The sequence below is a fragment of the Flavobacterium pectinovorum genome (genome assembly GCF_006438875.1).
GTDB classification, from domain to species: domain Bacteria; phylum Bacteroidota; class Bacteroidia; order Flavobacteriales; family Flavobacteriaceae; genus Flavobacterium; species Flavobacterium pectinovorum_A.
Window position 1 is genome coordinate 18,108 of sequence record NZ_RCZH01000002.1, and the last position, 13,528, is coordinate 31,635.

Annotated in this window: 16 protein-coding genes; 12 read left to right on the top strand and 4 right to left on the bottom strand. The window is 31.7% G+C overall.

Going from position 1 to position 13,528, the window contains the following annotated elements:
• Positions 1-331: 331 nt before the first annotated feature.
• A complete protein-coding gene (locus EAH81_RS02375) occupies positions 332-2,131 on the top strand; it encodes a sensor histidine kinase (protein ID WP_140503349.1) in 1,800 nt (599 codons plus the stop codon).
• 80 nt (positions 2,132-2,211) lie between these two features.
• Positions 2,212-2,610: a helix-turn-helix domain-containing protein gene (locus EAH81_RS02380; RefSeq protein ID WP_140503351.1), complete on the top strand. Its 399-nt coding sequence runs from the start codon at positions 2,212-2,214 to the stop codon at positions 2,608-2,610.
• A 221-nt stretch (positions 2,611-2,831) separates the two neighbouring features.
• Here EAH81_RS02380 and EAH81_RS02385 read toward each other — a convergent pair whose 3' ends face one another.
• From EAH81_RS02385 to EAH81_RS02400, 4 genes are all read right to left on the bottom strand, one after another.
• On the bottom strand, positions 2,832-3,248 hold the full coding sequence (locus tag EAH81_RS02385; protein WP_140503353.1) for a hypothetical protein: 417 nt from the start codon (positions 3,246-3,248) through the stop codon (positions 2,832-2,834).
• Positions 3,249-3,429: 181 nt separating this feature from the next.
• Positions 3,430-4,014 (bottom strand): hypothetical protein, encoded by a 585-nt coding sequence (locus EAH81_RS02390; protein ID WP_140503355.1) that lies wholly within the window; start codon positions 4,012-4,014, stop codon positions 3,430-3,432.
• Between the two features lie 4 nt (positions 4,015-4,018).
• Positions 4,019-5,482: a hypothetical protein gene (locus EAH81_RS02395; RefSeq protein ID WP_140503357.1), complete on the bottom strand. Its 1,464-nt coding sequence runs from the start codon at positions 5,480-5,482 to the stop codon at positions 4,019-4,021.
• 1,115 nt (positions 5,483-6,597) lie between these two features.
• Positions 6,598-6,951, bottom strand: coding sequence for a bacteriophage CI repressor (locus EAH81_RS02400; protein ID WP_140503359.1), 354 nt, complete (start codon positions 6,949-6,951; stop codon positions 6,598-6,600).
• Between the two features lie 578 nt (positions 6,952-7,529).
• On the opposite strand from EAH81_RS02400, the gene EAH81_RS02405 reads away from it, so the two are divergent.
• The 10 genes from EAH81_RS02405 (at position 7,530) to EAH81_RS02450 (ending at position 13,525) form a co-directional block, all read left to right on the top strand.
• Positions 7,530-7,883, top strand: a complete 354-nt coding sequence (locus EAH81_RS02405) for a hypothetical protein (RefSeq protein WP_140503361.1) — start codon at positions 7,530-7,532, stop codon at positions 7,881-7,883.
• Between the two features lie 460 nt (positions 7,884-8,343).
• The gene (locus EAH81_RS02410) at positions 8,344-8,541 is read left to right on the top strand and encodes a hypothetical protein (protein WP_140503363.1); all 198 of its coding nucleotides are present in this window, start codon (positions 8,344-8,346) and stop codon (positions 8,539-8,541) included.
• A 52-nt stretch (positions 8,542-8,593) separates the two neighbouring features.
• Positions 8,594-11,551, top strand: a complete 2,958-nt coding sequence (locus tag EAH81_RS02415) for a primase-helicase family protein (protein WP_140503365.1) — start codon at positions 8,594-8,596, stop codon at positions 11,549-11,551.
• 10 nt (positions 11,552-11,561) lie between these two features.
• Entirely contained in the window at positions 11,562-11,789 is a 228-nt protein-coding gene (locus tag EAH81_RS02420; protein WP_140503367.1) for a hypothetical protein, read from the top strand.
• An 11-nt stretch (positions 11,790-11,800) separates the two neighbouring features.
• Positions 11,801-12,034 (top strand): hypothetical protein, encoded by a 234-nt coding sequence (locus EAH81_RS02425; protein ID WP_140503369.1) that lies wholly within the window; start codon positions 11,801-11,803, stop codon positions 12,032-12,034.
• Complete coding sequence (locus EAH81_RS02430) at positions 12,031-12,288, top strand: hypothetical protein (protein WP_140503371.1); 258 nt, start codon at positions 12,031-12,033, stop codon at positions 12,286-12,288. The genes EAH81_RS02425 and EAH81_RS02430 overlap by 4 nt, the downstream gene beginning before the upstream one ends.
• An 11-nt stretch (positions 12,289-12,299) precedes the next feature.
• On the top strand, positions 12,300-12,539 hold the full coding sequence (locus tag EAH81_RS02435; RefSeq protein WP_140503373.1) for a hypothetical protein: 240 nt from the start codon (positions 12,300-12,302) through the stop codon (positions 12,537-12,539).
• Between the two features lie 94 nt (positions 12,540-12,633).
• Positions 12,634-12,912 (top strand): hypothetical protein, encoded by a 279-nt coding sequence (locus tag EAH81_RS02440; protein ID WP_140503375.1) that lies wholly within the window; start codon positions 12,634-12,636, stop codon positions 12,910-12,912.
• 62 nt (positions 12,913-12,974) lie between these two features.
• Complete coding sequence (locus EAH81_RS02445; RefSeq protein ID WP_140503377.1) at positions 12,975-13,274, top strand: hypothetical protein; 300 nt, start codon at positions 12,975-12,977, stop codon at positions 13,272-13,274.
• Between the two features lie 5 nt (positions 13,275-13,279).
• Positions 13,280-13,525 carry a hypothetical protein gene (locus tag EAH81_RS02450; RefSeq protein WP_140503379.1) on the top strand — a complete coding sequence of 82 codons (246 nt, stop codon included), beginning with the start codon at positions 13,280-13,282 and terminating at the stop codon, positions 13,523-13,525.
• Positions 13,526-13,528 lie beyond the last annotated feature (3 nt).

A 13,528-nucleotide genomic window follows, 5' to 3' on the forward strand; every position in this document is an offset into this window, starting at 1 on the left:
TTTGGTCCTTTTTGTAAATCAGACAATTCGAGCATTTTAAATCAAGACGATGGTAAACTAAAAATGCTACATTGTTTCGAAATTATTTTCGGGACTTAAATCATATAAAATTATGTAATCCCAGTAAAAATGGTATTAATTCCCCTTTTTTTCTTAAAATAAATTTTAATAAAAATCTAAAACTAATTTAAAAAATAAGAAAAAACTTAAATTTAAGAAATACAGATTCTGAGCATTAACGTTATTTCATAGATTATATTTCCAGATATTATATTCAAAACAAAGCAATTAAATTCAGTTAGATTATATTTGGATAAATGCGCTGGAAATCATGACCAAAAAAAAGATTATTCTACCTGAAAATACCACTTTTCCAGAACGGAATAAGACAAATCATAATGATGAATTGCTGCTGGTAAACAAAAGGCTGGCACAACAAATAGAAGAGCGAAAAAAGCGTGCCGCAGAATTAATTATTGCCAATGCGGAACTGGCTTATCAAAACGAAGAAAAGGAAAAACGTGCTGCCGAACTTGTAATTGCCAACACAGAACTCGCCTATCAGAATCAGGAAAAAGAAGATCGTGCTGCCGAACTTGTGATTGCCAATAAAGAATTAACCTTTCAGAACGAAGAAAAAGAAAAACGTGCTGCTGAACTTCTTATAGCCAATACAGAACTCGCCTATCAGAATCAGGAAAAAGAAGATCGTGCTGCCGAACTTGTTATTGCCAATAAAGAATTAACCTTTCAGAATAAAGAAAAAGAGAAACGTGCTGCTGAATTAGTAGTTGCAAACACAGAACTCGCCTATCAGAATCAGGAAAAAGAAGATCGTGCTGCGGAACTTGTAATCGCTAATAAAGAATTGACCTTCCAGAATAAAGAAAAGGAGAAACGTGCCGCTGAACTTTTTATAGCCAATACAGAACTCGCYTATCAGAATCAGGAAAAAGAAGATCGTGCTGCCGAACTTGTTATTGCTAATAAAGAATTAACGTTTCAAAATAATGAAAAAGAGAAACGTGCCGCTGAACTCCTTATTGCCAATACAGAACTCGCCTATCAGAATCAGGAAAAAGAAGATCGTGCTGCCGAACTTGTTATTGCTAATAAAGAATTAACGTTTCAAAATAAAGAAAAAGAGAAACGTGCTGCTGAACTTCTTATAGCCAACACAGAACTCGCCTATCAGAATCAGGAAAAAGAAGATCGTGCTGCCGAACTTGTTATTGCTAATAAAGAATTAACGTTTCAAAATAAAGAAAAAGAGAAACGTGCTGCTGAACTTCTTATAGCCAACACAGAACTCGCTTATCAAAATCAGGAGAAAGAAGATCGTGCTGCGGAACTTGTTATTGCAAATACGGAACTTACTTTTCAGAACAATGAAAAAGAAAAACGCGCTACCGAATTAATTCTCGCAAACAACGAACTTGAAGCTTTTACGTATATTTCAAGTCATCATCTTCAGGAACCATTGCGAAAAATACAGGTTTTTTCGGACCGAATTTCAACAGATGAACATCAAAATTTAACAGAGAAAGGAAAATATTACTTCGACCGAATTGAAGTTGCGGCCTCGCATATGCAAGCGCTTATAAATGATTTATTGAATTATTCCCGTACAAGTGTAACCGAAAAGAAATTTGAAAAAATTAGCCTTAACGATCTCATAAATAAAGTTCTGGAAGATTTAAAAGATGAAATAACACTAAAAAAAGCAACTATAATATTATCCGGGAACTGTAAAGCTTATATAATTCCGTTTCAGTTCGAGCAGCTTATAAGCAATCTAATCAGTAATTCTCTTAAGTTTTCGAAACCGGAAATAGCGCCACATATTAAGATCGAAAGTTATTATACCAAACCCAATTCTAAAAACATTCCTTTAGACAACGATTATTGCCATATTACAATTAGCGATAATGGGATAGGATTTGATTCGCAATTTGAAAATCGTGTTTTCGAAATGTTTCAGCAGCTTCACAGTAAAACAGAATATAAAGGAACCGGAATTGGTTTAACAATTGTAAAAAAGATTGTAGAAAACCATAAAGGATTTATTACCGCAACAGGCAAATTAGATCACGGAGCAAAATTTGATATTTATATTCCGGTATCAAAATAATGAAAACCGTATCTTACAAAAACAAGTCTGTTTTTTACTAAAATGTATTTTTCTCTAAAAATTTTAAATACCTTTGATGTATGAGCGCAACAATCAAACCATATCATATAGGGCGAAAAATAAGCCGTATTCGTGAACTTAAAGACATGAAACAAGAAGCACTTGCACAGGCTTTGGGAACAAATCAGCAAGCAATCTCGGCTATAGAAAACAGCGAAAACATAGACGAAGAAAAACTTAAAGAAGTAGCAAAAGCTCTTGGAGTTTCTGTTGAAGCAATTAAAAACTTTACGGAAGAAAATATGATTAATTATTTTAATAGTTTTTATGACAGTAGTAGTGGAAACGGAGTCGTTAACGCTACTAATTATGATTGCACATTCAATCCTTTAGATAAAGTTGTTGAACTTTACGAACGTTTAGTTCAGGCTGAAAAGGATAAAAATGAATATTTGGAGAAATTGTTGAAAGGGAAATAAACCTTTTATAAGATATAAGTTATTATAGTTTAGTCCTATAACAACAAAAGCCTGCTAAATAAAATTAGCAGGCTTTTGTTGTTTAGATAATTAGTTATAAATATAATCTCCAACTATTTTAACGACAATCCATTTATTGTTCTCTTTTTTTCATAAAAGCATCATTACAAATTTTGTAATGATGCTTTTATTTTATCATTTTTTTTGCTTTCTATTCTTTATTATTCTTTACCACTAACCCTAATTCTGATTACAGTAAAGTTACCGTATTTCTCCGCATCCTCTTTCGTCCATATAAACTCTTTTTCTTTGGGTCTTGTACCATGACTCCATTCTTTAATATCTTCTTTTACATAAACATAGAGTCCTAAAACATTCCCGTCTAATGTCTTACGACTCATTTCTTCTCGACTAATGAACCTAAAAGAAAAATAAGATGGATAATCTAATGTTCCATAAGCAATTTTAATCTCAGGTTTTATTTCTTTAAGAAGATTTTTCAATGGTTTATTCAGAAATTGGTGTTCATTAGCTTTTAATTTATAAATATCACTTGGCGTTTGCACCATTTGTTGGGCTTTACAACTGCTGTTTATAAATAAGAATAGAATTGCAAATGTTTTTAATATAATTTTCATGTTACTTGATTTAAATAAAGCTTTTTAAGAAGATATTAGATGAAGGAAAAGACAAATACACCTTTCTAATAAGAAGTAGGCTTAAAATCGGTTTTCAGTCAAAATAACTAAAAAAACAGAAAAGCAACATCACAAAATATAGTGATGTTGCTTGTTTTAATATAGAAGGTTCTTCTAAGACTTAATAATAAATATAATCTCCCATTATCCGAACAATGCTCCATATTCCTTTTTCTTTTTTCATAATAACAAGTTGCGGTTTTGTATCTCCAAAAAAAGAAACTTTATTAAAATAAAACATAATATACTTCTTATCCATATAATACATCGGTTCGGAAAGCATTACAATTGTTTCTATTCTGGAATTTAGATAGCGATTCATAAAATCTAATTTTAGTAAACCATTCTTATCTTCCAAAATGAAATTATAAGCAGGAAAATCCTGTTTCTTCCAATATTTAGATATTGTATCCTGCGCATATTGTTTATACATTTTTTTCCAATGTTTTTCGACGAATAAACCGTCTGTGTAGTCTATTGGATCTGTTGAATCAATAATATGCTCAGCGCCCTCTCCACCATTAAACAGTCTTAAAGCTTCTGTATTATTTATTTTTTCACGTTGCAAAATATACTCTTTTCCTTTTTCTAATTTTTGTGTCTCAAGAAATACATTGATCGGGTCATAACTTTCTACATATTGTGCACTAGCACAAGACAAAGTAAAAAAAGGAATTATTATAAGTGTGTTTTTTAATTTCTTCATGTTTTTACTTTTTACACGGTGTTCCTATTGGTGTATTTACTCCATATTGAGATCCTAATCTTTCTGTATTAATTCTCGCTAAAATTCTTTGGCGATCTTTATAGTTTTTGTTATTTGGATCATCAGGATAGTTTTTATTGAAAATGTAAGTTTTATCAAGTCCCCCCCAAGCCATATCGAGATAGACCTGTTTGGGAAAACCTGAGGTAACTGGCTGTCCAGTATGAAACTCCTCAATTGTTGACGCAATTGCATTGACATAATCATTAGCAATTACCTCATGATGTTGTTGTACTGTTAAATTCTTATTTTTGTCTTTATCGATTTGTTGCTTAACATATGCATCATAAATTGTTGCGAAATCACATATACCAGCGCATCCTCCTGATTTATACTCTTCAAGCTGACTAATTAAATATGCATGGATAATTTCATGCGTCATTGTGGTGGCAACCGATAGATCTGTAGGCGGAGCCAAATTACCTTTTCCAGAAATATAATCATTACTAAAAACCATATTTATATCAGTGCTAGAGCCTGACATAGGTTTGGTTTGTGCTAAATCAGTTGTAATAGTTACCGCGCCTGTTGACATATGAATAGTGAAAATAGATCCCCCCGCATTAAAACGATTAATCATTGCAGCAATATCTCCTTGTTTTAAATTTTTAAGTTTATCTAAAACTCCTTGCGTACATGGATCAAGATTAGTACCATCGATTTTCTTTTCTAGTGCTGCTGCAATTTGCTCATTTGTTGGGGCTGTAATACCACTGCCACCACCGCCACCACCTGTAGCATCCCAAGTCACTCCTGACGCACCGCCCACAGGAGCCCAACCCATACTTGACCCCGCACTTCCCCATATCGCGTCAAAATCAGTAGCGTTTACGGCATTTACGGGTTTTTTGTAATAATATATAATAAGTACTCCTCCTTCTCCGTCCTGAGGATTTTTACTTGTTTTTGAATTACTCTTTTCCTTTAGATATTGACCTATATAAATACCATCTTTTGCTCCGTACCCAGTAATAAAATCACCCTGGAGGGAGTAAATAAACACTTTTCCAGAAAATCGATCTTGAGTAGAATTCTCGTCAGGTTGCATACTAAAAATAACACTTCTAATTTCATCGTCTATCTTCATTACCAAAACACGATCGTTTCGAACTTCGTTATTTGTTGCAAGAGGAATTGCAGTCAATAGCTGATCGCTACCGTTTAATTTTTCCTGTGTTGCTTTATCAAATTCAAGGTCGCCTATTTCACTACTCGCTAATTTAGCAGAAGGACTATTACTTGACCTTGTTAAGAATGCTGTAGCATCATCTATACTTACGGTCTTAATCCTGCTTTGTTCTTCTTTTATTGGACTTTCACTATCTTGACAATTGGTTAATGCCAATGTTAAAACAAAAAGAAATATTCTTTTTGTAAGGTTTAATTTCTCTGGTTTGTTGGTTGCCATAGTTATACTTCAGTTTTTTCTTTCGAAAACCAAAAGTATACATTTTAGCTATTTAAAAACAATTGTTTAGGTATTTCTTACTGAATTTTATTAAAAAGAAGGATTCCAACCCTCAATACAGTTTTACCAACTTCATCTTTAATTATACCGAATTCGGTATAATTAAAGATGAAGTTTATACTTTTAATCATTTTTCAGTTACAATATCTTGTAATTACCACATTTTATGTCAGTTAAGAAAATATATTCATCCTTTATCTTAGAGTATTTTTATATTTTATAAAAAAAAGTATATTTTAGTTAACCGTTCATGAATTACTTTGTGCAAATTGGGTCTTAGAGAAAGTTAATAAAAAACCCCGAAATACAGATTTCGGGGTTTGGTATTATTTGTTAAAAATTTGCAGAGAGGAAGGGATTTTATTTTCCCAAAAATCAAAAGTTAATTGTCAGTATTTCAAATAGTTACAAATCTAAAAAACGCTAATTTTTGACGTTGTTTGACACAAATTTAACACAGGATAAAACCTGAAAAACATTATATATTACAGTGCTTAACATACGATTAACAATAGCGAAGCGGTTGTATAAAAACTCGTCAGATAAAATAAAGAGGGCTTTTTGTGAGTTGGTTTGCGATCAGCAAACAAAGGAACAAGAAGCCCTCTTTATTTTATCTGACCCCTTATTCAACACCCTTGTACTGTAATTATTCAACATTCCTATTTTACACCCTCGGACGGTAATTATTATTCAAAAGCTTTATTTTAATAGCTTGGAAAAAAGATCGTTCAGCAAATTGTCTGTCCGCACTCGTACGGTGATTTTTTTACCCCCGCCCCCTTTTTTTCCTTATAACTACCGATTTTTCGTCCTTTTACTTTTTTCCTTTATATCCTATATTCTTTCTTTTATAAAAAAAATATAAACATTATAAACAATTGTAAAATAAGCAACAAAATAAAGGCTTTAAGGCTGTTTATAAATTTGTTTACATATTTTTTTGTTTACAAAAAAAATGTAAACATTTAAAAAAGGCAAAAAAATAAGCCAAAAACTAAATTTTGGCCTTATCGGGAAAACGGTTATGTTTTTTTGCAAACTGTCAATTCATATTATACGTTAGATTTACTATTTTCCAAAGTCTTCTTTTCCTCTTCGCATCGCTCCAACTCTTTTTCCAGTGTCCTAATTTTAAAATCTTTCAACTCGTTTAATTCTTTTTGCGATGGTGTGGCGATAGTGTCTTCTTTATTGAGCAATATTTCGCCTTTTCCAGTTAAAAGCCAGTCGAAATTAAATTCGATATTTTCGTAAATTTTAATGATGAAATCAATTTTAGGAAGCGTTCCTTTCCTATAATTTCTAACATTTGCCTCATTTACTCCCAACTTCTGGGCGAATTTTGAATTATTGCCATCAAAAAGCTTTTCAATCAATTCATTGATTCTCAACGAAATAGGATTCATAAAATTTTAAAAATTAAATTAAATCGAAATAAGTTTCGATTTTAGTATTATTATTCGAAATAAGTTTCGATATTTGTTCTCGAAAGCGGATTAAAAACCACTTAAAAACGGATCGAAAGCAACCTGCAATATACAAATTAATAGAGTACAGTACTCTAATTAAAACGTAATGCAAAACGAATGCCATGTTTTAGCAAAATTGGTATAGTTCATTGAAATACTGGAACCCTTATAAAACAAAGGCGGAGCATAGCCCCGCCTAGTTTTGTTACTTGGTAATTAGATAAATAAAGAGTTTGGCAAAAGCTTCACCCAATCTATATTCTACTGACCGTTTTACTATCGGTAAAACTGTAACATTCTTAACATTCACACAAAGTGGTATTTGTATTTCCATGTTCATTCATGGCGTTAAGATTGATTCGCTTAACGCCAATCAAAACGAATATAAGGGTTTCTTTTTTCAAAAAGTAGATTTTTTTAGTAACCGGTAGTTTCTGCAGAAAGAAGCGCATGCAAAAAAAGTCTACAAATAATTAAAGGATCACAATAATCATAATTAACCAAAAGCAATTGATATGTATTTAGTAAAAGAAAACGCTGTCTACATACGTGAGCGTGAAACACAATTTACCCTGAAAGAAACAATCACGTTAAAGCAACCAAATAATATGATCTACGAAAAAGAGGATTACGACTGGTACATGTCTGTAGCCTTAGAAAAGGTGGACAAAGTGACCCAAAACAGACATTTATTAACGGCTGAACTAATACTTCGTTATCGCTGGGCGATTCGCGAAGGATATAATCATGAATTAGACAAAAATTTGAAAAATAAATATGATCATCCTCGAAATCAAAATACGGTTAGTGCTATTCAAGCTTACATTAAAAGAATTGAAAATGCTTCGGATGCTGAAATGAAGGGTTAACCACTGAATAGAACTATTTACATGACAGTTTAATTATGATTTCAGATAAAAATAAATCCAAAATATACAGACTCCAGTCTAAAATAAAAGGGATTTATCGCTATGAATCCAAAACAAAAATTATTTACGTTCCGTCCACAGATGATCTTACGAACAAATATTTACGGGAATTATACGAAAATCACAACTATTCAATTCAATTTGAAATACCATCATAAATGATAACCTGCGATCAAAAAAAGACCATAATAGAAATACTTGGAAAACAATATTCTCCAAAAATAATTTCTCATTTATCAAATAAGAATATATATAACTCGGACGGGCATATTTACTCTACAAGTTCTATTCAAAAAATTGTCTCAGGAAAGCAACCAAACGACACTGTCGAATTAGAAATTGCAAAGCTTGTTACAAAGGTTAAAAAGCAAAAAGAAACTCTAAATAAACTTCTAAAATAATGGCAATATTCACCCCACTACAATTGAAAACCTACGTCGAAAGAGTTGAATTACAAAAAGATCTTTTGCCACTTTCCCCAATTTTTACCTCAGACCAAAAAACAGAATTAGACAGCCTCTACGATAAAATATTAGAAATCTGTTACACATCAGTCATTAAGGAAAAAGAAGTAATTGAACCTATCATTTTACAATGATTTCGGTAAATAATTACGACTAACAAACTACACCAAACCTACAAACCGTATAATGGCTAACTATAAATTTAACGTAGAAACACTTTACGAAAAAACGGATAACGGTCTTGATATTATAAAAAAATATCTTGACAATTGCGACGGTTTCAGTAAAGCGTTAGAAAATGACAAAAACGCTTTTAGATACAGAGATACAGATAAATCTGCATCCTGCTATTTAGTAAAAAATGATAAAGGTCTTAAAGGTAGCATCGGGGTTAATTATTGGCGTGTTAAGGATTTTGGAGGTGATTTTTTCACGCCTATAGGAATTGCAATGGAGCAAAGCGGTTTAGATTTTTACCCTTGTTTAAAAATGTTGTACGAATGGTTTAATCTTGATGGGAACAACACTTTTTTTACTGCTACAGTTGAAATAACAACCATTGACGACAAAGACAAACGCCCGTTAGACTGGTTTAACGTTGTGACAAAAGAACATACACAGCTTGATATAATTGGTACTTATATAACACCTGAATTAGCCAAGGAATACGATTTTTTCAGCGTAGAATATTATGAAAAAATCTTCATCAATAAAAAGACAAACCAAAAAAATCATATCAAAGTTTCGGCAACTGAAAGTTTTCCGATATTTTGTTATATGCCTGAAAAAACATGGTGTAAAACCTATGCCCCATTTTCAAAAGATAAAAGTTTCAAACATGGTTATTTAGGCAAAAAGCCAGTTCGACACGTGTACGGATTGCAAAAAATTATCAATAAATACAATTCTAAAATTGATGATTTCAACAAGCAAATAAAAAAATCAAAAGACGATAAAACTACCAATAGATTAATTGACGAACGTGACGCTTACAAAATACCAAATTGTATTGTTGCCTCGGGCGGTACTGATGGCTTAAACGTCGCAAGTTTAGAATATGATTTGATTTGGTATAATTCAGAAAGTGAACAAATCAACTATGCAGAATACAGCCAGTTGAAGGAAATTTGTAAAAACATATATAATCTTCCTGACATTGACGAACAGGGAATTAAGTACGGCTATGAAGTTGCTGAGAAATTTTGGAATATGAAAAGTATTTGGTTGCCAAAAGAAAAACTCGGTACAAACGGAAAAGATTTCAGGGACTGGATGAAATTCTACAAAAAAGCTGATTTAAGTGCTGTAAAATTCCAGTTTGGAAACCTTCTAACAGGTGCACTAAAAATGAAATTTTTCGAAAAAAATGAAAAATCAAAACGCTGGTCTATAAAAACGTCTTATCTGCATTATTTCCTTAAGATAAAAGGATTTCACTTGTATTACCCTGAAAAAAAGTACACTGAAAAAACAGGAGTTCAGGAATTTATTTTTATCAGAATCAACGAGCATATTGTAGAGCAATATTTTCCTAATGATATACGTAAATTTTCAGAAATGTACCTGATTGAAAAAGGGCAACCCATTGACGTTATTGACCTTGTTAAAAATACCGAACAATTCAATGAACCTAAGCTTTTATCAATGGATAAAATAGTTTTGGATTTCAAAAATTTCACAGAAGAAACACAAACATTCTTTTATAAAAATCAGTTTGCTACCATTTCAAAAGACGGTATCGAATTGAAACCGTACAAAGATTTGAAAAATTATGTTTGGGATTACAGAATAGTAAATAAAAACATTTTTGCAGAAAAACAAAGCTTTAGACACTACAAAGACGACAATTGCAACGATCGGGTAGAAATTTTGCAAAAGGATTGCGACTTTATGAATTATCTAATAAATGGCTCTCGCATGTCTTGGAGAAAAGAGTTAGAAGAACCTTTCGGGGATTTTTCAAATAATAAGGAGCTAAAAGAAGCCAAACAAAAATATCACAATGAAAACCGCTTTAATCTTTCTGCTGAATGTTTGACAGAGAGTGAGCGATTAATACAGGAAAAACATTTCTTAAATAAATGTTTTGGAATTGGCTATTTATTGCATCGTTACAAAATTGAATCATTCGCAAAATTCATCTATATAATGGATGATGCGCCCAAAGAAAGTGAAGAGGATAGCAACGGGCGTTCCGGTAAATCAGTTCTATTAAATGGCATAGATAAACTATTGAACAATCATTATTACATCAATGGTAAATCTAAAAACATTACCACAAATTCGCATTTACTGGACGGTTTTACAAAAGAAAACGATTATTTGAGAATCGAAGATATTGACCAATATTTAGGAGTTGAATTTTTCTATAACTGGGTAACGGGTCCGATTTCTGTAAATCCAAAAACAAAGAAGCCTTATAATGTTGAGTTTCACGATGCGGGAAAAATGGCTGCAACTTCAAATTTTGGTATCGGTAAAATAAATCAATCCACATTAGGGCGTTTGTTCTTTATTTCCTTTTCTGATTACTATCACGTAAAAACAGATAAATACAACGAAGAGCGCAAAATCTCTCATGATTTTAATAATAAGGATTTGTTTTCAAGCTATTGGGATGAAAAGCAATGGAATAAGTTTTATTATTTCTTAATGGAGTGTTGCCAGTTGTATTTATCAAATAGAGACAACGAATTGCAAGCCCCGCAAACTAATATTCATTTGACCAATATACAGGCTTCTATGGGTGAAAATTTTATGAATTGGTGTGATAGTTATTTCACCCTTTCCATGATTGATGAAGACAGCGCAACAAAAGAAATTGTACACGGGACGTTAAACCGATTTTTATTGCGTGATGAAGTTCAAAAAGCGTACACCTCACATGCCGGAGAAAAATACAAAAAGACAGCCACGAACTTTAAAAAGAGTTTGGGAGAATATTGCAAAATGAAAGGTTGGACTTTCAACCCTGTTGAGTATTTAAGTGCTGATAAAAAAACAATCAAAAAACCGCACACCAATGAAAAAGGAAACCGTAACATTCTGGAATTTTTCTACGTGCGAACTAATGAAATTGAAGTTACAATACCAGAGCAAAAAGAATTGCAATTAGGCGAACGTCCTGACGATTTGCCATTTTAAAACCAACATTATGGAAAAAATAGACTGCAACAAATTATACCAAGACCTATCCAAATTTGGAAACGTAGAAGTAATGAACGCAGGAATTGTATTTACAGTACTTATCACTGGAACAGACTTAACTCACTCCGTTTTTAATGTCATAGGAATTATAAATAATTGGCAAAAGGGAAAATTTCCAATGGTGGAAATTTTAAGGAATACCGACAATTTTATACTTGTTATTTTAAAATCTTAAAACCTATCAATATGGAAGTATCTGAATTTTCTTTTGAATTTGATAATGACGCTTTTTTGTCAAGTTCTTTAATGTTACAAGAAAACACGACGTTAAATATTTTAGAAGCAAACAAATTAATTGCTTCTGATTTAATTCGTTCGATAAGACATGATTATGAAGAATTGCACGGAAAGCGTAAAGGTAAAAAACTAACAAAAAAGTTTTTACGCTCTGTGATTAGAACAAAACTCATAAAGCTATGAAACGATACATATTTATGAAAATTCGAATAGCCAATAAAGATGATTTTGCAGACCAATGGGGGCGAAAAAAAATAGGGGCAATTTATTTCGAACAATCGGTAACAGGTGCTATTTGTACACAGCCTTTTTATTTTACAGAGGAAACAGATTTGGGGAAATTCAAGGAGTTATACACACATAATCAAATATACGTGCCGTTAGGGCTTTTTGATGAAATCGAAGTAGTAGAAGAAAAACAAGAACTAACACAATAAAAGTTGCAACTATGAAAACATCACGATTACGCAGGTTATCTATTTGCATAACCGATTTAGAAAACATACCGCCTGAAAAAATAACAATTGCAGGAAATGGTAAAAAATACACAAGTTTAACCACTTGGGATTATGGAGACGACAACACAAACGATCATGATTTTAGCGTATCCATTACAAGAACATCGCAAGAAAAACAAGACGGGATTCCAATTACATATATCGGAGGCGGTCTAATAATTGGCTATTAAAATATAAACTAACCCTTAAAAAAGTAGATTTTTTTGTGAACCTGGAAAAGCTGCAGCTGCGGATCTATTTAAAAAAAATCTACAATTCAACAACATGATAAAGAAAAGTACTTATATCCGAAGTTTTACACCATTACAACAAAAGCAACTTGAAAAGGTTGGAAAAGAGCAGGATTTTAAAACTACTCCTGAAATATTATTTTTTGCACTTGATAAATATTTCGAGCAGAAAAAAGAAATCGAAAAATTGAATGGAATCATTAGTACAAAAAAGGACGAAATTTTTCAACTCAATTTAAAAATTGATTTTTTTAAATCAGCTTCAAAAAAAATACATGAATTAAGTGAGTTTCTGAAAAAGGAAAAAAAATAAAATCATCAATCAAAAAACGAGCAGTAAATCAAATCTAGCAACTTTTCAAAACCTAAATATTTATGAATCTCAAAACTTTAAATTATATAAGAAACAAAGCTCAGTTACAAGACTTATTTATCAGCCAATATACAGCCGATTATATTCGAAAAGAAATACACGAAATTTTAAAAGAGACCCGAAAAAATGCAACTGAAGGCGCTAGGCTTTTTGCAAAAAACATTTCTACAAAAGAGCTAATTATCTTCTTGGATAGAAATGGAAAACCTGACGGTTATATATTATCAGATGAATTAAAAATTATGCTTCAAGATCACAGAGAAGATGAATTTAAAATTAGAAAACTTCAAAATCAACTTTAAAACTAATGGCAAAGAAATCAAACAATCCGACAAACGCATTAATAAATCGAAATTTTATTATCCGTGTTTTAGAATTTCCAAAAGAAAACCATGTCAAAAACACCAAATTAACTTCTGCAAACAAACTTTCGAACTACTTAGATGACGAAGAAATCAAAATAAAGCTATTTAACAAGATATTAGACGGTGGTAAGGACAAATATACTTTCCTGATAAGAAGTAGGCTTAAAATCGATTTTCAGTCAAAATAACTA

What these genes read in the sequence shown, in the direction of transcription:
- EAH81_RS02380 (WP_140503351.1), top strand. Translation starts at nt 2,212, where the DNA reads ATGAGCGCAACAATCAAACCATATCATATAGGGCGAAAAATAAGCCGT.
- EAH81_RS02385 (WP_140503353.1), bottom strand. Translation starts at nt 3,248, where the DNA reads ATGAAAATTATATTAAAAACATTTGCAATTCTATTCTTATTTATAAAC.
- EAH81_RS02390 (WP_140503355.1), bottom strand. Translation starts at nt 4,014, where the DNA reads ATGAAGAAATTAAAAAACACACTTATAATAATTCCTTTTTTTACTTTG.
- EAH81_RS02395 (WP_140503357.1), bottom strand. Translation starts at nt 5,482, where the DNA reads ATGGCAACCAACAAACCAGAGAAATTAAACCTTACAAAAAGAATATTT.
- EAH81_RS02400 (WP_140503359.1), bottom strand. Translation starts at nt 6,951, where the DNA reads ATGAATCCTATTTCGTTGAGAATCAATGAATTGATTGAAAAGCTTTTT.
- EAH81_RS02405 (WP_140503361.1), top strand. Translation starts at nt 7,530, where the DNA reads ATGTATTTAGTAAAAGAAAACGCTGTCTACATACGTGAGCGTGAAACA.
- EAH81_RS02410 (WP_140503363.1), top strand. Translation starts at nt 8,344, where the DNA reads ATGGCAATATTCACCCCACTACAATTGAAAACCTACGTCGAAAGAGTT.
- EAH81_RS02415 (WP_140503365.1), top strand. Translation starts at nt 8,594, where the DNA reads ATGGCTAACTATAAATTTAACGTAGAAACACTTTACGAAAAAACGGAT.
- EAH81_RS02420 (WP_140503367.1), top strand. Translation starts at nt 11,562, where the DNA reads ATGGAAAAAATAGACTGCAACAAATTATACCAAGACCTATCCAAATTT.
- EAH81_RS02425 (WP_140503369.1), top strand. Translation starts at nt 11,801, where the DNA reads ATGGAAGTATCTGAATTTTCTTTTGAATTTGATAATGACGCTTTTTTG.
- EAH81_RS02430 (WP_140503371.1), top strand. Translation starts at nt 12,031, where the DNA reads ATGAAACGATACATATTTATGAAAATTCGAATAGCCAATAAAGATGAT.
- EAH81_RS02435 (WP_140503373.1), top strand. Translation starts at nt 12,300, where the DNA reads ATGAAAACATCACGATTACGCAGGTTATCTATTTGCATAACCGATTTA.
- EAH81_RS02440 (WP_140503375.1), top strand. Translation starts at nt 12,634, where the DNA reads ATGATAAAGAAAAGTACTTATATCCGAAGTTTTACACCATTACAACAA.
- EAH81_RS02445 (WP_140503377.1), top strand. Translation starts at nt 12,975, where the DNA reads ATGAATCTCAAAACTTTAAATTATATAAGAAACAAAGCTCAGTTACAA.
- EAH81_RS02450 (WP_140503379.1), top strand. Translation starts at nt 13,280, where the DNA reads ATGGCAAAGAAATCAAACAATCCGACAAACGCATTAATAAATCGAAAT.